This window comes from Pseudomonas sp. 5P_5.1_Bac1, assembly GCF_025466015.1.
Classification (GTDB): Bacteria; Pseudomonadota; Gammaproteobacteria; order Pseudomonadales; family Pseudomonadaceae; genus Aquipseudomonas.
On record NZ_JANLNX010000055.1, the window covers coordinates 229,057 to 248,019 of the forward strand.

Genomic DNA, 18,963 nt, shown 5'->3' on the forward strand with positions numbered 1-18,963 from the left:
GCGAAGTGAGCGAAGATACAAGGCTGTGACAAGGGCCATGCCTCGATGGTGACCGAAGACACCGCGGGGCCAGCCCTCGTCGTTCCCGTGTTACACCGAAACATCCTTCAAATAAGGCGCCGGCTCAGCCCCCAGGTTTGCCAGCACGCGCTGGCTGTACCAGTCGATGAAGTTCACCACGCCAAACTCGTAGGTCTTCGAGTACGGCCCTGGCTGGTAGGCGGTGGAGTTGATGCCGCGCTGGTTTTCTTCGGCCAGGCGACGGTCCTGGTCGTTGGTGGCGTCCCACACTTCGCGCATGCGTTGCGGGTCGTAGTCCACGCCCTCGACGGCGTCCTTGTGCACCAGCCACTTGGTGGTGACCTTGGTTTCCTGGGCGCTGATCGGCCACACGGTGAAAACGATCATGTGATCGCCCATGCAGTGGTTCCACGAATGCGGCAGGTGCAGGATGCGCATCGAGCCGAGGTCGGGGTTCTGGATGCGGCCCATGAGTTTCTGGCAGGCCTGCTTGCCGTCCATCGTCATGGACACGGTGCCTTTGAGCAGCGGCATGCGCACGATGCGGTTACGCAGGCCATGGCTCTTGTGCAGGTACGGAATTTTCTCGGCGTCCCAGGCGGCGGCGGAAGCGGCTACGTGGTCCTTGAACGACTGGGTGGCACGCGGGTCGTTGGTGTCGTCCCACTCCAGCAGGGTGTTGAGCAGTTCCGGGTGCGAACCGCTGCAGTGGTAGCACTCGCGGTTGTTCTCCAGCACCAGTTTCCAGTTGGCCTTTTCCATCAGGGTGGTCTGCACCGCCACCTTGGTGTTCTCCATGTCGTACGGTTCCATGTAGTGCGCCAGGGTGGCGAGGAACTCGTCGATGGCCGGCGGGTTTTGCGCCAAGCTGATGAAGATGTAGCCGCCGGCGACCTTCACATGCACCGGCTTGAGCCCGTACTGCTTCATGTCGAAGTCGGCGCCCATCTCGGTGCCGGCGAACAGCAGGCGGCCGTCCAGCTCATAAGTCCACTGGTGGTACGGGCAGACCAGCTTCGCCACCTTGCCCTTTTCACTGGTGCACAGGCGCGAGCCGCGGTGCCGGCAGACGTTGTGGAAAGCGTGGACCTGACCCTCGGCACCGCGCACCACCATGATCGGGTTCTTGCCGATTTCCAGGGTGAGGAAGTTGCCCTTGGCCGGAATCTCGCAGGTCATGCCGGCGATCAGCCATTCCTTGTGGAAGATCTCCTGCATGTCGATCTGGAACACGCGCTCGTCGGTATAGAACGGTTGTGGCAGAGAGTAGGTGCGCTCGCGTTTCTGCAGCATCTCGGCGGTGGCCTTGCGTGCGGGTTCCAGCGGGTCGCCCAGGCTCAGGGTGGTGGTAGCGTCCATCGTGTCGGTCCTCATGGCCTGTTCGGCCGGCGAAAGTGGCTAATCGTTGTTATGCGACGCAAGGCAATGACGGCGGGATCATTTGCGACGGAGTGTGCGTCCGGGCACGCCACGAACCATATCCATGGGCGACATGGCCGAATCCGTTTCCGACGAGCAAGCCCTTGCCGCTGGGGGCTGGTCGCGATAAGCACGCCGATGTCGTGAATGGGTAAGTGGGACGCTCGCGGCTTGCGCATTATCTTCGCCATAGAGCCGCAGTCGGCCGTGGAGACGAAGAGCATGTCCAATCCCTTTCTGAATCCGGTGACCACCCAGACCTGGGCCAACGGTCGCCATATCGTGCGTTGCGTCAAAGTGATCCAGGAAACCTGGGACGTACGCACCTTCTGCTTCATGGCCGACCAGCCGATCATGTTCTTCTTCAAGCCGGGCCAGTTCGTCACCCTGGAGCTGGAAATCGAAGGCCAGCCGGTGATGCGTTCCTACACCATCTCCAGCTCGCCGTCGGTGCCCTACAGTTTCTCGGTCACCATCAAGCGCGTGCCCGGCGGCAAGGTTTCCAACTACCTGCACGACACCCTGCACGAAGGCCAGGAGCTGGCGGTGCACGGGCCGGTCGGGCTGTTCAACGCCATCGACTTCCCCAGCCCGAAAGTGCTCTACCTCAGCGGCGGCGTCGGCATCACCCCGGTGATGTCCATGGCCCGCTGGTTCTACGACACCAACGCCAATGTCGACATGGTTTTCGTCCACAGCGCCCGTTCGCCGAAAGACATCATTTACCACCGCGAGCTGGAGCACATGGCGTCGCGGATCGACAACTTCAGCCTGCACATCATTTGCGAGAAGCATGGCCTGGGCGAACCCTGGGCCGGCTATCGCGGCTACCTGAACCACAAGCTGATGGAACTGATCGCCCCGGACTTCATGGAGCGCGAAATCTTCTGCTGCGGCCCGACGCCATACATGACCGCGGTCAAGCGCCTGCTTGAAGCCGCCGGCTACGACATGCGCCGGTATCACGAGGAATCGTTCGGCGCGACCCCGCCGGAAGCCAAGGCCGACGCGGTGGAGCATGCCGAACAGGCCGCCGAAGCGGCGGAAGAGGTGGAAGCCAGCGACCTGCACCTGGTGGAGTTCACCGCCACCGGCAAGAGCAGCCGCATCGCCCCCGGCGAGACGGTGCACGCCGCCGCGGCGAAAGTCGGGTTGATGATTCCCAAGGCCTGCGGCATGGGCATCTGCGGCACCTGCAAGGTGCTCAAGCTGGGCGGCGAAGTGGAGATGGAGCATAACGGCGGCATCACCGACGAGGACGTGGCCGAGGGCTACATCCTGTCGTGCTGCAGCGTGCCGAAAGGGGATGTGCGGATCGAGTATTGAGGTCCGGCGTCACGAATGGAGCTGGCGCTCGATCCACAACGCCAGCAACGCAAAGCCCGCGAGCGCCAGCCCGCGGGCTTTTTCATTCAAGCGCCAACTCGCCAGCACCGCGTAGGAATGGGTCGCCATGGAAGCGACCATCGCCAGCGCACCCAGCAGCACCGCCAGGCTGCCCAGTCCCGGATAGAACCGCTCGCCCACCAGGCGCAGGCTGACCACGGTATCCACCGCCGGAATGGCCGAGGCCATCAGCGCGCCCAGCGACATCAGCCAGAGCCCCGGCAGTGCGATGCCGAGGTAATGCGGCGTGCCTTTGCTGGCGAGCGGCGTGAGGCTGATCTGCCAGAGCGCCGCCGCTACCGCCTGAATCGCGAACGCCGACCAGGAGAACTGCAACTGACGCTGCGCCGTGTCCGCTTCCAGCAACAACACCGCGCCCATCGTCAGCAGGCCGAACACCAACGCCAGCAACGGCGCGAGGACGGCCTGCACGCGGTACAGCAACCCCGGGCCGATAAACCCGATCAGCGTCGCCAGCATCAATGCCATGGCCTGCCAGTTGATGGGCGTGCCGGGCAGCAGGTGAATCGCCACGCGGAAGAGGGTTTCCAGGTTCAGCACATGGAGCAGCAGGGCGATCGGCAGCAGCAGGATCGCGCTGCGCAAGGACCGGCACAGGACGGGAACGAGGCTGCCGAGCAACACGGCGGGGATGATCGCCAACAGCGATTGCCAGAGCGACAGGCCTTGCAGCGGACCGAGAAAGCCGATCGCGAGGGGCACGGGCAGGAAGTGGGTGGAGAACCAGAAGGAGGCGGTCTGACAGGGTGCGCGATGCGTGCTGTCGGAAGATTCTTGGAGCAGGCTGGCTTGAGCCTTGTTCATGGGCGATCCGGCGTTCGGAGGAGGTCTGGACGCCGAGAGGTTAGGGACTGGTCGGAATATTCACAGGGGGAAATTGCATCAAATCATGCGAGGGGAGAAGGGGCGGATGACGGCGGAATCAGCGGTTTCCGGGGGATTCAGGCGGGGTTTGTAGGAAGTGGGATTGTTGCGGTGTGGTGGTGGCGTTGTTGGGTGTAGGTGAAGTAGGTCAGGGCGGAATGTTGTAGGTGGATTCGTGGTGGTGCCGTCCAGATTGCGGGTGGCGTGGTTCTACAGGGATGTGCGAAGCCTTCAGGGGCGGCGTACCGCCCCCAAGGCCAGGATCAGATCCTGAAGCGTCCCACCAGGTTGTTCAGGTCCACCGCCAGGCGCGACAGCTCGGCGCTGGCTGCGCTGGTCTGGTGTGCACCAGTGGCCGATTGCACCGACAGGTCGTTGATGTTCACCAGGTTGCGGTCCACTTCGCGGGCGACCTGGGCCTGCTCTTCGGCGGCGCTGGCGATCACCAGGTTGCGCTCATTGATCTGCGCCACCGCGCCGGTGATGGTTTCCAGCGCCATGCCGGCGCCACGGGCGATGCTCAAGGTCGACTCGGCGCGCTCGGTGCTGTTGCGCATCGAACTGACGGCCTGTTCGGTGCCGCCCTGGATGCTGCCGATCATCCGCTCGATCTCGGCGGTGGACTGCTGGGTGCGGTGGGCGAGGGCGCGGACTTCATCAGCAACTACCGCGAAACCACGGCCGGCTTCACCGGCACGCGCCGCTTCGATCGCCGCGTTGAGGGCCAGCAGGTTGGTCTGGTCGGCCAGGCCGCGGATCACGTCCAGCACCTTGCCGATATCGCGGGATTGTTCGGCCAGGTTGCCCACCAGCACCGAGGTGCTCTGCACATCGTTGCTCATGCGCTCGATGGCGCTGACGGTTTCCATGACCAGGTCACGGCCGTCGCCGGCGGAGCGGGTGGCTTCCTGCGACGCTTCGGAGGTGCTCACCGCGTTGCGCGCCACTTCCTCGACGGCGCTGGTCATCTCGGTCACGGCGGTGGCCGCCTGCTCGATTTCGTTGTTCTGCTGTTGCAGGCCGCGGGCGCTTTCCTCGGTGACGCTGTTCAGCTCCTCAGCCGCCGACGCCAGTTGCGTGGCCGAGCCGGAAATCTGCTGCAGGGTGTCACGCAACTGCTCCTGCATCTGCGCGATGGCGCGTTGCAGGCGCGCCGCCTCGTCTTTGCCTTCCGGGTGGATGACGTGGGTCAGGTTGCCTTCGGCAATCTTCTCGGCCACGCCCAGCACGTCTTCAATCGGCTTGACGATGCTGCGGGTCAGCAGCACGGCGCAGAGGAAGGTCAGCACCGTCGCGGCGACCAGCAGGGCGATCACCAGACTGAAGGCCATTTCGTACTGGTCGGTGGCGGCCTGGTTGAAGTCGCGGGTCTGCTCGGTGTTGATCTTGATCAGCTTGTCCAGGAGCGCGGTGACCTGCTCCATGTTCTGCAGCAGCTCGCGGTTGATCATGTCGCGCAGGGCCGGCAGGTCGCCGCTCTGCGACAACTGGCGCATGCGGGTTTCGAGTTGGCGGTACTGGCCGAGCACCTGCACGTACTGGTTGTACGTGGCGCGCTCTTCATCGGCGGCAATCAGCGGCTCGTAGATCTTGCGCTGGGCATCGATCTGCTCGTTGCGCTGGTCGAGTTGGGTGAGGGTGGTCTGCAGCAGGTCCGGCTCGCGGTTGATCATCAGGCGGTAGGACAGGGTGCGCAGGCGCAGGGTCATCAGGCTGATCTGGTCCAGGCTCTTGATGCTCGGCACCGTGACGCTTTCGATGTTCGCGCCGGCCTCGCGGATCTTGCTCATCTGGTTGAGGGCAAAGATGCCCAGGGTCAGCATCAGCGCGCCGATCAGCGCGAACCCCAGCAGTGCTCGCGGGGCAATATTCATGTTGCGTAGGGACATGGGTCGGATCCGAGTCAAGAGGGGACGCGATCCATGCGCCTGTTTTGGAGGAGTACCACTTGCCTATCGGTAAACGCGCGCTGGACTTGAGGCTTTGTCCGACAAAATATGAGCCGCCTATCGTGTTTCATGTAGGCGTTGTCCGACCAAATGCGGGAACCGGATGACCTATATCAGGTCAATGTGCACCAACGCGGGGCTCTGGCCCCGATATCTCTGGCGGGCATGTCGAGATTTCTTTATCGTGTGCGCCCCCCGCAACCACCCCCGAGAAGGCAATCATGTTGGACACCACTCTGAGTCAACTGGAACAACTGGTCGGCGAGCTGCTGCAAAAGAATCAGCAACTGGCCGAGCGCAATGCACAACTGGACACCGAGCTGAGCCAGGCCAAGGACGAGAACGAAAGCCTGCAACTGAGCCTGATGGAACAGGAAGACAAGAACGGCGCCACCACCGCACGCCTGCAGGCGCTGATCGAGCGTGCCAGCGCGGGTGCTGTTAGCGCATGAACGAGACCGCGCAGACGATCAATGTCGTCTCGATCATGGGCAACGACTACTCGATCAAGGCCCCCGAAGGCCAGGAGCACGTGCTCCACGAGGCGGTCCGGATGCTCAAGGCTTCCCTGGCCGATACCAAGCGCAATTACCCGTCGCTGATCGGTGACAAGTTGCTGGTTCTCGCGGCCCTGAACCTGTGCTCGCGACAGATCGAACTGCAGCAGTCGCACCAGCAGGCCCTCGACCGTTATCAAGAGCAAGTCAGCGCCACGGTCGACGCCATCTCCCAGGCCATCGTCAACAGTTGATCGCCTTGTGTGGGAGCGTTCCGGCTCCCACACCTACATCCCTTTCCCTCGTTTTTTTCAGCCAGACCTTACATTCGTGAGGGGCATTGTGCTGCTCGTATGGAATTATTGGATACCAATGTGTATACAATTGGCCTGTCATTTGCAGTACAGGTCTTATTTCTCCGAGGGAACTCCATGCACTTCTGGCGGCGCAGTATCCAGTGGCAACTGATCACAAGCATGGGCGCAGCCCTGTTGGTGAGCATTCTGATCGTGGTCGGTATCTACACGGTGGCGGTCAACCGGTTGACCGAGCGTTACCTGGTCGACACGGCATTGCCGGCCAGCATTGAGGCGATTCGTAACGACATCGAGCGGATGCTCAGCCGGCCCCTGACCGCGGCCGCCGACATTGCCCACAACACCTATCTGCGCGACTGGCTCGCCGCTGGCGAGGAGCCTGCCGGGGCGCCGGCAGTGGTCGAGTACCTGGAAATCATGCGCGAGAAGAACCAGGCCTTCACGTCGGTGTTCGTCTCTACCGACACCAACCACTACTACAACGAGAAGGGCCTGGACCGGACCCTGAGTCGCAACAATCCGGCAGATAAATGGTTCTTCGGATTCGTCGACAGTGGCAACAATCGCATGCTCAACATCGATACCGATGGCGCCACCGGTGAGCTGGCGCTGTTCATCGACTACCGGATCGAGAAGGCCGGCAAGCTGGTGGGCATCGGCGGGCTTGGCCTGCGCATGACCGAGATGTCCGAGCTGATCCACAACTTCAGCTTCGGCGAGCGCGGGCGGGTGATGCTGGTGCGCGGCGACGGCCTGATCCAGGTCCATCCGCAGAACGAGCATGGCGGCAAGCGGCAGTTGTCCGAGCAGATCGGCGAGGCCGCGGCGCAGGCGATCCTGGCGAAAACCGATGGCTTGCAGAGCAGCCGCTTCGAGCGTGACGGCGAGCGCTACCTGGCCTTGAGCCTGCCGCTGCGCGACCTGAACTGGCGTCTGGTGGCCGAGGTGCCGGAGTCGCAGATTTACGGACAGATGCATGACGCGGTCTGGCTTACCTCATTGATCGGCGGCGCCGTTGCCTTGCTCTCGCTGCTGTTGGTGGTGCTGCTGGCGCGGGGCATCGCGCGGCCGATTCGCCAGGTGACCGACGCGCTGATCGCCATTGGCGATGGCGGCGGCGACCTCAGCCACCGCCTCGACGAAAGCCGCCGCGACGAACTGGGCGATCTGGCCCGGGGCTTCAACCGCTTCCTCGATGGCCAGCGCAACCTGATCGGCGAAGTCCTGCGCACCAGCGAGCAGTTGCGCAAGGCGGTCGGGCAGGTGATCCATGTGGTGGTCAGCACCGCTGATCGCTCGCTCAAGCAGCAGGAAATGACCGAAATGGTCGCCACTGCCGTTCACCAGATGGGCCTGACCGTACAGGAAATCGCGCAGAACGCCGGCGACGCGGCGCACGCCTCGCAGACAGCCCGCGACGAAGCCTTGCAGGCGCGAGACGTGGTGCAGCGCTCGATTGCGCACATCGAAGGGATGTCCGGCGAGATCGGCACGGCGGCGGATGCGGTGAGTGAACTGGCCGAGGAAGTGGCGTCCATCGACAAGGTGCTGGCGGTGATCCGCAGCATTTCCGAACAGACCAACCTGCTGGCGCTCAATGCCGCCATCGAGGCGGCGCGGGCCGGGGAAATGGGTCGTGGCTTTGCTGTGGTGGCGGATGAAGTCCGCACCCTGGCGCAGCGCACCCAGGTCTCGACCGGGGAAATCCAGCAGATGATCCAGCGCCTCAAACAAGGCACCGGCACGGCGGTGGCCTCGATGCATGCCGGGCAGACGGCGACGGGCACGGGAGTCGAGTCGAGTCAGCTCACCGGTGATTCATTGACCACCATCACCGGGCAGGTGGAGCGCATCAGCGACATGAACCTGCAGGTGGCGACGGCGACCGAAGAACAGTCGGCGGTGACCGAGGAGATCAACCGCAACGTGCAGGGGATTTCCGATCTGGCGCGGACGACGGCGACGGAAGTGGAGGCCTGCCGGAAGGATTGCGAGGCGTTGCAGCGGTTGGCCGATGATCTGGCCAAGCAGATGGGTGGGTTCAGGCTCTAGATTGCAGGGGCCCTTCGCGACGATCCGTCGCGAAGGGCTGCACATCATCAGACGCCCATCACCGCCCGAATATCCGCCGCCAACTCCCGCACCCGCGCCTCTTCGGTATCCCACGAGCACATGAACCGCGCGCCGCCGCTGCCGATGAAGGTGTAGAACCGCCAGCCTTTATTACGCAGCTTTTCCAGCGCCGGCTCCGGCATCTGCAGGAATACGCCGTTGGCTTCCACCGGGAACATCAGTTCCACCCCCGGTACGTCCGCCACTAGGCTGCTGAGCAATTGCGCGCAGTGGTTGGCATGGACGCCGTGGCGCAGCCAAGCGCCGTTCTCCAGCAGGCCGACCCATGGCGCCGACAGGAAGCGCATTTTCGACGCCAGTTGCCCGGCCTGTTTGCAGCGGTAGTCGAAGTCTTCGGCCAGCTTGTGGTTGAAGAACAGGATCGCCTCACCGACCGCCATGCCGTTCTTGGTGCCGCCGAAACAGAGCACGTCGATCCCGGCTTTCCAGGTCAGCTCGGCCGGCGAGCAGCCGAGGAAGGCGCAAGCGTTGGCGAAGCGCGCGCCGTCCATGTGCAGGTTCAGGCCCAGTTCCTTGCAGGTTTCGCTGATCGCCTTGAGTTCTTCGGGGCGGTAAACGCTGCCGACTTCGGTGGCCTGGGTGATGGTCACCACGCGCGGCTTGGGGTAGTGGATGTCCTGGCGCTTGAGCGCCACTTCGCGGATCGATTCCGGGGTCAGCTTGCCGTTCTCGCTGCGCGCGGTGAGCAGCTTGGAGCCGTTGGAAAAGAACTCCGGCGCGCCGCATTCGTCGGTCTCGACGTGGGCGGTCTCGGAGCAGATCACGCTGTGGTAGCTCTGGCACAACGACGACAGCGCCAGCGAGTTGGCCGCGGTGCCGTTGAAGGCGAAGAACACTTCGCAGTCGGTTTCGAACAACTGGCGGAAATGGTCGGCGGCGCGGGCCGTCCACTGGTCGTCGCCGTAGGCGCGTTCGTGGCCGTGATTGGCCTTTTCCATGGCGGCCCAGGCCTCGGGGCAGATCCCGGAATAGTTGTCGCTGGCGAATTGTTGGCTTTGTTCTGTCATGGCGCGAGTCCTGTGAGCGAGGCAGGGGAGCACTCTAAAGCATCGATTGCGAGGTTGCCTATACAACCTGGATTCTGTGTCGTTTTTAGCGGCCTCATCGCTGGCAAGCCAGCCCCCACAGGGTGCGTTGTGGGCGCTGGCTTGCCAGCGATGAGGCCCCAAGCCGCACGACTATCGCAAACAAGACAAAACAATGTCGTAAACGCACCTTTCCGTGGCGTGCGCAGGCATCTGGCCTGCGGGGCCCGGCCATACCATCGCTGCAAAGGATGCCGTCAATGCCACGGCGCCCGCCTACACGACCTATGCCGCTGCCGGGAGAGATGCGATGTTCAGCAAGCAAGACCAGATTCAAGGTTATGACGATGCACTGCTGGCGGCGATGAATGCCGAAGAGCAACGTCAGGAAGATCACATCGAACTGATCGCTTCCGAAAACTACACCAGCAAGCGCGTGATGCAGGCCCAGGGCAGCGGCCTGACCAACAAGTACGCCGAGGGCTATCCGGGCAAGCGCTACTACGGCGGTTGCGAACACGTCGACAAGGTCGAGGCGCTGGCCATCGAGCGCGCCAAGCAACTGTTCGGCGCCGACTACGCCAACGTCCAGCCGCACTCCGGTTCTTCGGCCAACAGCGCCGTCTACCTGGCCCTGCTGCAAGCCGGCGACACCATTCTCGGCATGAGCCTGGCCCACGGCGGTCACCTGACCCACGGCGCCAAAGTGTCGTCCTCGGGCAAGCTGTACAACGCCGTTCAATACGGCATCGACACCAACACCGGCCTGATCGATTACGACGAAGTCGAGCGCCTGGCCGTCGAGCACCAGCCGAAGATGATCGTTGCCGGCTTCTCTGCTTACTCCAAGACCCTCGATTTCCCGCGCTTCCGCGCCATCGCCGACAAGGTCGGTGCGCTGCTGTTCGTCGACATGGCCCACGTCGCTGGCCTGGTTGCCGCCGGCCTGTACCCGAACCCGCTGCCGTTCGCCGACGTGGTCACCACCACCACCCACAAGACCCTGCGCGGTCCGCGTGGTGGCCTGATCCTGGCCAAGGCCAACGAAGAGATCGAGAAAAAGCTCAACGCCGCAGTGTTCCCCGGCGCGCAAGGCGGCCCGCTGATGCACGTCATCGCCGGCAAGGCCGTGTGCTTCAAGGAAGCGCAGGAGCCTGGCTTCAAGACTTACCAGCAGCAGGTCATCGATAACGCCCAGGCCATGGCTGGCGTGTTCATCACGCGTGGCTACGATGTAGTGTCCGGCGGCACCGACAACCACCTGTTCCTGGTCAGCCTGATCCGTCAGGGCCTGACCGGCAAAGAGGCCGATGCCGCCCTCGGCCGCGCCCATATCACCGTCAACAAGAACGCCGTGCCGAACGACCCGCAATCGCCGTTCGTGACCTCGGGCCTGCGTATCGGCACCCCGGCCGTCACCACCCGCGGCTTCAAGGTCGCCCAGTGTGTGGAACTGGCTGGCTGGATCTGCGACATCCTCGACAACCTCGGCGACGCCGATGTGGAAGCCGATGTGGCGCGCAACGTGTCGGCACTGTGTGCGGACTTCCCGGTTTACCGCTGAGTGGAGTAACAGACCATGCAACGCTATTCGGGCTTCGGCCTCTTCAAACACTCCCTCAGCCACCACGAAAACTGGCAGCGCATGTGGCGCACGCCGACCCCGAAAAAGGTCTATGACGTGATCATCGTCGGCGGTGGCGGCCATGGCCTGGCCACGGCCTACTACCTGGCCAAGGAACACGGCATTACCAACGTCGCAGTGGTCGAGAAGGGCTGGCTGGGCGGCGGCAACACCGCCCGCAACACCACCATCGTTCGCTCCAACTACCTGTGGGATGAATCGGCGCACCTCTACGAGCACGCGATGAAACTCTGGGAAGGCCTGTCGCAGGACATCAACTACAACGTGATGTTCTCCCAGCGCGGCGTCTACAACCTGTGCCACACCCTGCAGGACATGCGGGACTCCGAGCGTCGGGTCAGCGCCAACCGCCTCAACGGCGTCGACGGCGAACTGCTCAACGCCAAGCAGGTCAGCGACGAGATTCCGTACCTCGACTGCACCAAGAACACCCGCTACCCGATCATCGGCGCCACCGTGCAACGGCGCGGCGGCGTGGCCCGTCACGACGCCGTGGCCTGGGGCTTCGCCCGTGCCGCCGACGCCCTGGGCGTGGACCTGATCCAGCAGACCGAAGTGATTGGTTTCCGCAAGGAAAACGGCGCCGTGATCGGCGTCGAGACCAACAAGGGCTTCATCGGCGCCAAGCGCGTCGGCGTGGTCACCGCCGGTAACTCCGGGCACATGGCACGCCTGGCAGGCTTCCGCCTGCCGGTGGAATCGCACCCGCTGCAAGCGCTGGTGTCCGAGCCGATCAAGCCGATCATCGACAGCGTGATCATGTCCAACGCCGTGCACGGCTACATCAGCCAGTCGGACAAGGGCGACCTGGTCATCGGCGCCGGTATCGACGGCTGGGTCGGCTACGGCCAGCGCGGCTCGTACCCGGTCATCGAGCACACCCTGCAGGCGATCGTCGAGATGTTCCCGATCCTCTCCCGCGTGCGCATGAACCGCCAGTGGGGCGGCATCGTCGACACCACCCCCGATGCCTGCCCGATCATCTCCAAGACCCCGGTCAAGAACATGTTCTTCAACTGCGGCTGGGGCACCGGTGGCTTCAAGGCCACCCCGGGTTCGGGCAACGTCTTCGCCGCGAGCCTGGCCAAGGGCGAAATGCACCCGCTGGCCAAACCGTTTTCCATCGACCGTTTCCACAACGGCGCCCTGATCGACGAACACGGCGCAGCCGCCGTCGCCCACTAACAGGAGAAATCATCATGTTGCACATCTTCTGTCCACACTGCGGCGAACTGCGCTCCGAGGAAGAATTCCACGCGGCCGGCCAGGCTCACATCCCGCGTCCGCTGGACCCGAACGCCTGCACCGACGAACAGTGGGGCGACTACATGTTCTTCCGCGACAACCCGCGCGGCCTGCACCACGAGCTGTGGATCCACGCCGCCGGCTGCCGCCAGTACTTCAATGCCACGCGCGACACCGTGACCTACGAGATTTTGGAAACCTACAAGATCGGCACCAAGCCACAAGTCACCGGTAAAGGCACCGCCCCGCAGTTGGTCGCCAACGGCCAGGGAGAAAAGGTATGAGCCAGGTTTATCGCCTTTCCAGCGGCGGTCGCATCGACCGCAGCACCGTCTTGAACTTCACCTTCAACGGCCAGACCTACCAGGGCTATGCCGGCGACAGCCTCGCCGCCGCGCTGCTGGCCAACGGCGTCGACATCATCGGCCGCAGCTTCAAGTACTCGCGTCCCCGCGGGATCATCGCCGCCGGCTCCGAAGAGCCCAACGCCATCCTGCAGATCGGCGCCAGCGAAGCCACCCAGATTCCCAACGTGCGGGCTACCCAGCAGGCGCTGTATGCGGGCCTGGTGGCCACCAGCACCAACGGCTGGCCGAGCGTGAACAACGACGTCATGGGTATTCTCGGCAAGGTCGGCGGCAAGCTGATGCCGCCGGGCTTCTACTACAAGACGTTCATGTACCCGCAGTCGTTCTGGATGACCTACGAGAAGTACATCCGTAAAGCCGCCGGCCTTGGCCGCGCGCCGCTGCAGAACGACCCGGACACCTACGACTACATGAACCAGCACTGCGACGTGCTGGTGGTGGGCGCCGGTCCCGCCGGCCTGGCCGCGGCCCTCGCCGCCGGGCGCAGCGGGGCGCGGGTGATCCTCGCCGACGAGCAGGAAGAATTCGGCGGCAGCCTGCTGGACAGCCGCGAAAGCCTTGACGGCAAGCCGGCGACCGACTGGGTCGCCGCGGTGGTCGCCGAGCTGAAGAGCCTGCCGGACGTCACCTTGCTGCCGCGCGCCACGGTCAACGGTTACCACGACCACAACTTCCTGACGATCCACGAACGCCTCACCGACCACCTCGGTGACCGAGCGCCGATCGGCCAGGTGCGCCAGCGCATGCACCGCGTCCGCGCCAAGCGCGTGGTGCTGGCGACCGGCGCCCACGAGCGTCCGCTGGTGTACGGCAACAACGACGTGCCGGGCAACATGCTCGCCGGCGCCGTTTCCACCTACGTGCGTCGCTACGGCGTAGCGCCGGGCCGCAAGCTGGTGCTGTCGACCAACAACGACCACGCCTACCGCGTGGCCCTCGACTGGCACGACGCCGGCCTGCAAGTGGTCGCCGTCGCCGATGCGCGGCACAACCCGCGCGGTTCGCTGGTGGAAGAAGCCCGCGCCAAAGGCATCCGCATCCTGACCTCCAGCGCCGTGGTCGAGTCCCGTGGCAGCAAGCGCGTCACCGGTGCGCGGGTCGCGGCCATCGACGTCAAGGCCCACACCGTCACCAGCCCCGGCGAATGGCTGGAGTGCGATCTGGTTGCCACCTCCGGCGGCTACAGCCCGGTGGTCCACCTGGCCTCGCACCTCGGTGGCAAGCCGGTCTGGCGTGAAGACATCCTCGGCTTCGTGCCGGGTGAAGCCCCGCAGAAGCGCGTGTGCGTGGGCGGCATCAACGGCGTATTCGCCCTCGGTGATGCCCTGGCCGACGGTTTCGAAGGCGGCGCCCGCGCCGTGACCGAAGCCGGCTTCAAGGCCGGAGCCGCTACCCTGCCAAAAGCCCTGGTGCGCCAGGAAGAAGCGACCCTGGCGCTGTTCCAGGTGCCGCATGACAAAAACACCGCGCGGGCGCCGAAGCAGTTCGTCGACCAGCAGAACGACGTCACCGCCGCCGCTATCGAACTGGCAACCCGCGAAGGCTTCGAGTCGGTCGAGCACGTCAAGCGCTACACCGCGCTGGGCTTCGGCACCGACCAGGGCAAGCTGGGCAACGTCAACGGCCTGGCCATCGCCGCCCGTTCGCTGGGCATCGGCATCCCGGAAATGGGCACCACCATGTTCCGCCCCAACTACACGCCGATCACCTTCGGCGCCGTGGCGGGCCGGCACTGCGGCCACCTGTTCGAGCCCGTGCGTTTCACCGCGCTGCATGCCTGGCATGTGAAGAACGGCGCCGAGTTCGAAGATGTCGGCCAGTGGAAACGGCCGTGGTACTTCCCGCGTGCCGGCGAAGACATCCACGCCGCCGTCGCCCGTGAATGCAAGGCCGTGCGCGACAGCGTGGGCCTGCTGGACGCCTCGACCCTGGGCAAGATCGACATCCAGGGCCCGGATGCCCGTGAATTCCTCAACCGCATCTACACCAACGCCTGGACCAAGCTCGATGTGGGCAAGGCCCGCTACGGCCTGATGTGCAAGGAAGACGGCATGGTCTTCGACGACGGCGTGACCGCCTGCGTCGGCGACAATCACTTCATCATGACCACCACCACCGGCGGCGCGGCCCGCGTGCTGCAGTGGCTGGAGATCTACCAGCAGACCGAATGGCCGGACCTGAAGGTGTACTTCACCTCGGTCACCGACCACTGGGCGACCCTGACCCTGTCGGGCCCGAACAGCCGCAAGCTGCTTGCCGAGGTCAGCGATATCGACCTGGACAAGGATTCCTTCCCGTTCATGAGCTGGAAGGAAGGCCAGGTCGGCGGCGTGCCGGCGCGGGTGTTCCGTATCTCCTTCACCGGCGAGCTGTCGTACGAAGTGAACATCCAGGCCAACTACGCCATGGGCGTCCTGGAAAAAATCGTCGAGGCCGGCAAGAAGTACAACCTGACCCCGTATGGCACCGAGACCATGCACGTCCTGCGGGCCGAGAAGGGCTTCATCATCGTCGGTCAGGACACTGACGGCTCGATGACCCCGGACGACCTCAACATGAGCTGGTGCGTGGGCCGCAACAAGCCGTACTCGTGGATCGGCCTGCGTGGCATGAACCGCGAAGACTGCGTGCGCGAGAACCGCAAGCAACTGGTGGGCCTCAAGCCGGTCGACCCGACCAAATGGCTGCCGGAAGGCGCGCAACTGGTGTTCGACCCGAAACAGTCGATCCCGGTGGCGATGGTCGGCCACGTCACCTCCAGCTACGCCGCCAACTCGCTGGGTTATTCCTTCGCCATGGGTGTGGTCAAGGGTGGCCTCAAGCGCATCGGCGAACGGGTGTATTCGCCCCAGGCGGACGGCAGCGTGATCGAGGCGGAAATCTGCTCCTCGGTGTTCTTCGATCCGAAGGGTGAGCGGCAGAACGTTTGAGGCTTCGCGAGCAAGCTCGCTCCTACAAGAGCGGCTCGTTCCTCTGTAGGAGCGAGCTTGCTCGCGATGGGCTGCACAGCAGCCCCAAACCGGTTTCCAGAATTCAGGCAGGTATAAAAAGATGAGCGCCATCAACGTCTACGAGCAACGCCCCGGCAACGACGCCAAGGCCGAGTCGCCGCTGCACCACGCCGACCTGTCCAGCCTGGTCGGCAAGGGTCGCAAGAACGCCGGGGTCACCCTGCGCGAGAAACAATTCCTCGGTCACCTGACCCTGCGTGGCAACGGCCACGACCCGGCCTTCGCCGGCGGCGTGTTCAAGGCCATCGGCCTGGAACTGCCGGTCGCCCTGACCGTGGTCGCCAACGGCGAGATGTCGCTGCAATGGCTCGGCCCGGACGAATGGCTGCTGATCGTGCCCGGTGGCCAGGAAGTCCCGGTGGAAAACGCCCTGCGCGAAGCGCTGGCTGACCAGCACATCCAGATCGTCAACGTCAGCGGCGGCCAGACCCTGCTGGAACTGAGCGGTCCTAACGTGCGCGACGTGCTGATGAAGTCCACCAGCTACGACGTGCACCCGAACAACTTCCCCGTGGGCAAGGCGGTCGGCACGGTCTTCGCCAAGTCGCAACTGGTGATCCGCCGTACCGGCGAGGAAACCTGGGAACTGCTGATCCGTCGCAGCTTCTCCGACTACTGGTGGCTGTGGCTGCAGGACGCTTCCGCCGAATACGGCCTGGCCATCCAGGCCTGAGCCCCCGCACAGGAGAGTCGTCATGAGCCGTGCCCCGGACACCTGGATCCTCACCGCCGACTGCCCGAGCCTGCTCGGCACGGTGGATGCGGTCACCCGCTTCCTCTATGAGCAGCGCTGCTACGTCACCGAGCACCACTCGTTCGATGACCGGCTCTCCGGCCGCTTCTTCATCCGCGTGGAGTTCCGCCAGCCGGACGACTTCGACGAGGCGGGCTTTCGCGCCGGCCTCGCCGAGCGCGGCGAAGCGTTCGGCATGCTGTTCGAACTGACCGCGCCGAATCACCGGCCCAAGGTGGTGATCATGGTCTCCAAGGCCGACCACTGCCTGAACGACCTGCTTTATCGCCAGCGCATCGGCCAGTTGTCGATGGACGTGGTCGCGGTGATTTCCAACCACCCGGATCTGGAGCCGCTGGCCGAGTGGCACCACATTCCGTATCACCATTTCCCGCTCGATCCCCACGACAAGCCAGCGCAGGAGCGCAAGGTGGTGCAGGTGATCGAAGAGTCCGGCGCCGAGCTGGTGATCCTCGCCCGCTACATGCAGGTGCTGTCGCCGGAGCTGTGCCGGCGCCTGGATGGCTGGGCGATCAACATCCACCACTCGCTGCTGCCCGGTTTCAAGGGCGCCAAGCCGTATCACCAGGCCTACAACAAGGGCGTGAAGATGGTCGGTGCCACCGCGCACTACATCAACAACGACCTCGATGAAGGCCCGATCATCGCCCAGGGTGTCGAGGTGGTGGATCACAGCCATTACCCCGAAGACCTGATTGCCAAGGGGCGGGATATCGAGTGCCTGACTTTGGCACGGGCGGTTGGTTATCACATTGAGCGACGGGTGTTTCTGAACGCCAATCGGACAGTCGTTCTCTAAATCATCGCGAGCAAGCTCGCTCCTACAGGGTCACCATTGCCTTGTAGGAGCGAGCTTGCTCGCGATTTGCCTTTCTGAAACCGACAAAAATCCTGCCGCCCACAGATAACTCGCTGTCGCATCCAGCCCCTGCATTTGCGCCAACCGGGCCCACAATTCCCCCATTCCAGTAACACATGCCGCCCATGGACGGTGGCGCTGCAACCAACGCTGTATAACTACAAATCAAGCGAGGTAAGAGCATGTCTGGCAATCGTGGAGTGGTGTATCTCGGCTCCGGAAAGGTCGAGGTGCAGAAAATCGACTACCCGAAAATGCAAGACCCGCGCGGTCGCAAGATCGAACACGGCGTCATCCTCAAAGTGGTCTCCACCAATATTTGCGGCTCCGACCAGCACATGGTTCGCGGTCGCACCACTGCCCAGGTCGGCCTGGTCCTGGGCCATGAAATCACCGGCCAGGTGGTCGAGAAGGGCAGTGACGTCGAGAACCTGAAAATCGGCGATCTGGTGTCCGTTCCGTTCAACGTGGCCTGCGGCCGCTGCCGCTCCTGCAAAGAACAACACACCGGCGTCTGCCTGACCGTCAACCCGGCCCGTGCCGGTGGCGCCTACGGCTACGTCGACATGGGCGACTGGACCGGCGGCCAGGCCGAGTACGTGCTGGTGCCTTACGCCGACTTCAACCTGCTGAAACTGCCCGATCGCGACAAGGCCATGGAGAAGATCCGTGACCTGACCTGCCTCTCCGACATCCTGCCGACCGGCTACCACGGCGCGGTCACCGCGGGCGTTGGCCCAGGCAGCACGGTGTACGTGGCCGGTGCCGGTCCGGTGGGCCTCGCGGCTGCTGCATCGGCGCGCCTGCTGGGTGCGGCGGTGGTGATCGTTGGTGACGTCAACCCGGTGCGTCTGGTGCATGCCAAGGCCCAGGGCTTCGAAGTCGTCGATTTGTCCAAGGACACCCCGTTGCACGAACAGATTGTCGACATCCTCGGCGAGCCGGAAGTGGATTGCGCGGTGGACGCGGTGGGCTTCGAAGCCCGCGGTCACGGCCATGCCGGCGCCAAGGCGGAAGCGCCGGCGACCGTGCTCAACTCGTTGATGCAGGTGGTTCGCGTGGCGGGCAAGATCGGTATTCCCGGCCTGTACGTCACCGAAGATCCGGGTGCGATTGACGCGGCGGCGAAGATCGGCAGCCTGAGCATCCGCTTTGGTCTGGGCTGGGCCAAATCCCACAGCTTCCACACCGGCCAGACCCCGGTGATGAAATACAACCGTGCGCTGATGCAGGCCATCATGTGGGACCGTATCAACATCGCCGAAGTGGTGGGCGTGCAGGTCATCAGCCTCGACCAGGCGCCGGAAGGCTACGGCGAGTTCGATGCCGGCGTGCCGAAGAAGTTTGTGATTGATCCGCACAAGATGTTCAGTGCGGCGTAAGCAGAAATGAAGAAGGGGCCGTGATTGGCCCCTTCTTCTTTGAGTACGTCACCGCCAAACCTGTAGG

15 protein-coding genes and 2 pseudogenes are annotated in these 18,963 nt (G+C 63.9%); 12 read left to right on the plus strand and 5 right to left on the minus strand.

Translation table 11 applies throughout. From position 1 onward, the window contains the following. Positions 1-90 precede the first annotated feature (90 nt). Positions 91-1,380 carry a glycine-betaine demethylase subunit GbcA gene (gbcA, locus tag NTD82_RS12255; protein ID WP_262128920.1) on the minus strand — a complete coding sequence of 430 codons (1,290 nt, stop codon included), beginning with the start codon at positions 1,378-1,380 and terminating at the stop codon, positions 91-93. A 282-nt stretch (positions 1,381-1,662) separates the two neighbouring features. Here gbcA and gbcB point away from each other — a divergent pair, with 282 nt between their 5' ends. Further along, positions 1,663-2,766, plus strand: coding sequence for a glycine-betaine demethylase subunit GbcB (gbcB, locus tag NTD82_RS12260; RefSeq protein ID WP_095156239.1), 1,104 nt, complete (start codon positions 1,663-1,665; stop codon positions 2,764-2,766). A 9-nt stretch (positions 2,767-2,775) separates the two neighbouring features. On the opposite strand, the gene NTD82_RS12265 is transcribed toward gbcB, so the two are convergent. From NTD82_RS12265 to NTD82_RS29305, 3 genes and pseudogenes are all read right to left on the minus strand, one after another. Next, the gene (locus NTD82_RS12265) at positions 2,776-3,651 is read right to left on the minus strand and encodes a hypothetical protein (protein WP_262128921.1); all 876 of its coding nucleotides are present in this window, start codon (positions 3,649-3,651) and stop codon (positions 2,776-2,778) included. 323 nt (positions 3,652-3,974) lie between these two features. Next, positions 3,975-4,838 (minus strand): methyl-accepting chemotaxis protein, encoded by an 864-nt coding sequence (locus NTD82_RS29300; protein ID WP_371864292.1) that lies wholly within the window; start codon positions 4,836-4,838, stop codon positions 3,975-3,977. After that, positions 4,830-5,600 (minus strand): annotated as a pseudogene (locus NTD82_RS29305) (MCP four helix bundle domain-containing protein); the annotation flags it as partial. The pseudogene NTD82_RS29305 and the gene NTD82_RS29300, both read right to left, overlap by 9 nt. 281 nt (positions 5,601-5,881) lie before the next feature. Between NTD82_RS29305 and NTD82_RS12275 the strand changes: the two are divergent. From NTD82_RS12275 to NTD82_RS29315, 4 genes and pseudogenes are all read left to right on the plus strand, one after another. Then, entirely contained in the window at positions 5,882-6,112 is a 231-nt protein-coding gene (locus NTD82_RS12275) for a hypothetical protein (protein ID WP_095156236.1), read from the plus strand. Beyond that, entirely contained in the window at positions 6,109-6,411 is a 303-nt protein-coding gene (locus tag NTD82_RS12280; protein WP_095156235.1) for a cell division protein ZapA, read from the plus strand. Before NTD82_RS12275 ends, NTD82_RS12280 begins: the two co-directional genes overlap by 4 nt. Positions 6,412-6,633: 222 nt before the next feature. Then, positions 6,634-7,659: pseudogene (locus NTD82_RS29310) on the plus strand (cache domain-containing protein); the annotation flags it as partial. A 138-nt stretch (positions 7,660-7,797) separates the two neighbouring features. After that, positions 7,798-8,526, plus strand: a complete 729-nt coding sequence (locus tag NTD82_RS29315) for a methyl-accepting chemotaxis protein (protein ID WP_410017046.1) — start codon at positions 7,798-7,800, stop codon at positions 8,524-8,526. Between the two features lie 47 nt (positions 8,527-8,573). On the opposite strand, the gene NTD82_RS12290 is transcribed toward NTD82_RS29315, so the two are convergent. Further along, positions 8,574-9,614: a low specificity L-threonine aldolase gene (locus NTD82_RS12290; protein ID WP_262128923.1), complete on the minus strand. Its 1,041-nt coding sequence runs from the start codon at positions 9,612-9,614 to the stop codon at positions 8,574-8,576. 328 nt (positions 9,615-9,942) lie between these two features. Here NTD82_RS12290 and NTD82_RS12295 point away from each other — a divergent pair, with 328 nt between their 5' ends. The 7 genes from NTD82_RS12295 (at position 9,943) to fdhA (ending at position 18,896) form a co-directional block, all read left to right on the plus strand. After that, positions 9,943-11,196, plus strand: a complete 1,254-nt coding sequence (locus NTD82_RS12295) for a serine hydroxymethyltransferase (RefSeq protein WP_095156232.1) — start codon at positions 9,943-9,945, stop codon at positions 11,194-11,196. Positions 11,197-11,211: 15 nt separating this feature from the next. Further along, positions 11,212-12,462 (plus strand): sarcosine oxidase subunit beta, encoded by a 1,251-nt coding sequence (locus NTD82_RS12300; protein WP_262128924.1) that lies wholly within the window; start codon positions 11,212-11,214, stop codon positions 12,460-12,462. A gap of 14 nt (positions 12,463-12,476) precedes the next feature. Further along, positions 12,477-12,806: a sarcosine oxidase subunit delta gene (locus NTD82_RS12305; protein WP_262128925.1), complete on the plus strand. Its 330-nt coding sequence runs from the start codon at positions 12,477-12,479 to the stop codon at positions 12,804-12,806. Beyond that, positions 12,803-15,820 carry a sarcosine oxidase subunit alpha gene (locus NTD82_RS12310; RefSeq protein WP_262128926.1) on the plus strand — a complete coding sequence of 1,006 codons (3,018 nt, stop codon included), beginning with the start codon at positions 12,803-12,805 and terminating at the stop codon, positions 15,818-15,820. Before NTD82_RS12305 ends, NTD82_RS12310 begins: the two co-directional genes overlap by 4 nt. Positions 15,821-15,941: 121 nt before the next feature. Next, the gene (locus NTD82_RS12315; protein WP_110972457.1) at positions 15,942-16,574 is read left to right on the plus strand and encodes a sarcosine oxidase subunit gamma; all 633 of its coding nucleotides are present in this window, start codon (positions 15,942-15,944) and stop codon (positions 16,572-16,574) included. A 22-nt stretch (positions 16,575-16,596) separates the two neighbouring features. Next, the gene (gene purU, locus NTD82_RS12320) at positions 16,597-17,454 is read left to right on the plus strand and encodes a formyltetrahydrofolate deformylase (protein WP_110972456.1); all 858 of its coding nucleotides are present in this window, start codon (positions 16,597-16,599) and stop codon (positions 17,452-17,454) included. 242 nt (positions 17,455-17,696) lie between these two features. Beyond that, complete coding sequence (fdhA, locus tag NTD82_RS12325; protein ID WP_095156226.1) at positions 17,697-18,896, plus strand: formaldehyde dehydrogenase, glutathione-independent; 1,200 nt, start codon at positions 17,697-17,699, stop codon at positions 18,894-18,896. Positions 18,897-18,963 lie beyond the last annotated feature (67 nt).

Coding starts and splice junctions, on each gene's coding strand:
- gbcA (WP_262128920.1), bottom strand. CDS start 1,380: ATGGACGCTACCACCACCCTGAGCCTGGGCGACCCGCTGGAACCCGCA.
- gbcB (WP_095156239.1), top strand. CDS start 1,663: ATGTCCAATCCCTTTCTGAATCCGGTGACCACCCAGACCTGGGCCAAC.
- NTD82_RS12265 (WP_262128921.1), bottom strand. CDS start 3,651: ATGAACAAGGCTCAAGCCAGCCTGCTCCAAGAATCTTCCGACAGCACG.
- NTD82_RS29300 (WP_371864292.1), bottom strand. CDS start 4,838: ATGCAGGAGCAGTTGCGTGACACCCTGCAGCAGATTTCCGGCTCGGCC.
- NTD82_RS12275 (WP_095156236.1), top strand. CDS start 5,882: ATGTTGGACACCACTCTGAGTCAACTGGAACAACTGGTCGGCGAGCTG.
- NTD82_RS12280 (WP_095156235.1), top strand. CDS start 6,109: ATGAACGAGACCGCGCAGACGATCAATGTCGTCTCGATCATGGGCAAC.
- NTD82_RS29315 (WP_410017046.1), top strand. CDS start 7,798: ATGGTCGCCACTGCCGTTCACCAGATGGGCCTGACCGTACAGGAAATC.
- NTD82_RS12290 (WP_262128923.1), bottom strand. CDS start 9,614: ATGACAGAACAAAGCCAACAATTCGCCAGCGACAACTATTCCGGGATC.
- NTD82_RS12295 (WP_095156232.1), top strand. CDS start 9,943: ATGTTCAGCAAGCAAGACCAGATTCAAGGTTATGACGATGCACTGCTG.
- NTD82_RS12300 (WP_262128924.1), top strand. CDS start 11,212: ATGCAACGCTATTCGGGCTTCGGCCTCTTCAAACACTCCCTCAGCCAC.
- NTD82_RS12305 (WP_262128925.1), top strand. CDS start 12,477: ATGTTGCACATCTTCTGTCCACACTGCGGCGAACTGCGCTCCGAGGAA.
- NTD82_RS12310 (WP_262128926.1), top strand. CDS start 12,803: ATGAGCCAGGTTTATCGCCTTTCCAGCGGCGGTCGCATCGACCGCAGC.
- NTD82_RS12315 (WP_110972457.1), top strand. CDS start 15,942: ATGAGCGCCATCAACGTCTACGAGCAACGCCCCGGCAACGACGCCAAG.
- purU (WP_110972456.1), top strand. CDS start 16,597: ATGAGCCGTGCCCCGGACACCTGGATCCTCACCGCCGACTGCCCGAGC.
- fdhA (WP_095156226.1), top strand. CDS start 17,697: ATGTCTGGCAATCGTGGAGTGGTGTATCTCGGCTCCGGAAAGGTCGAG.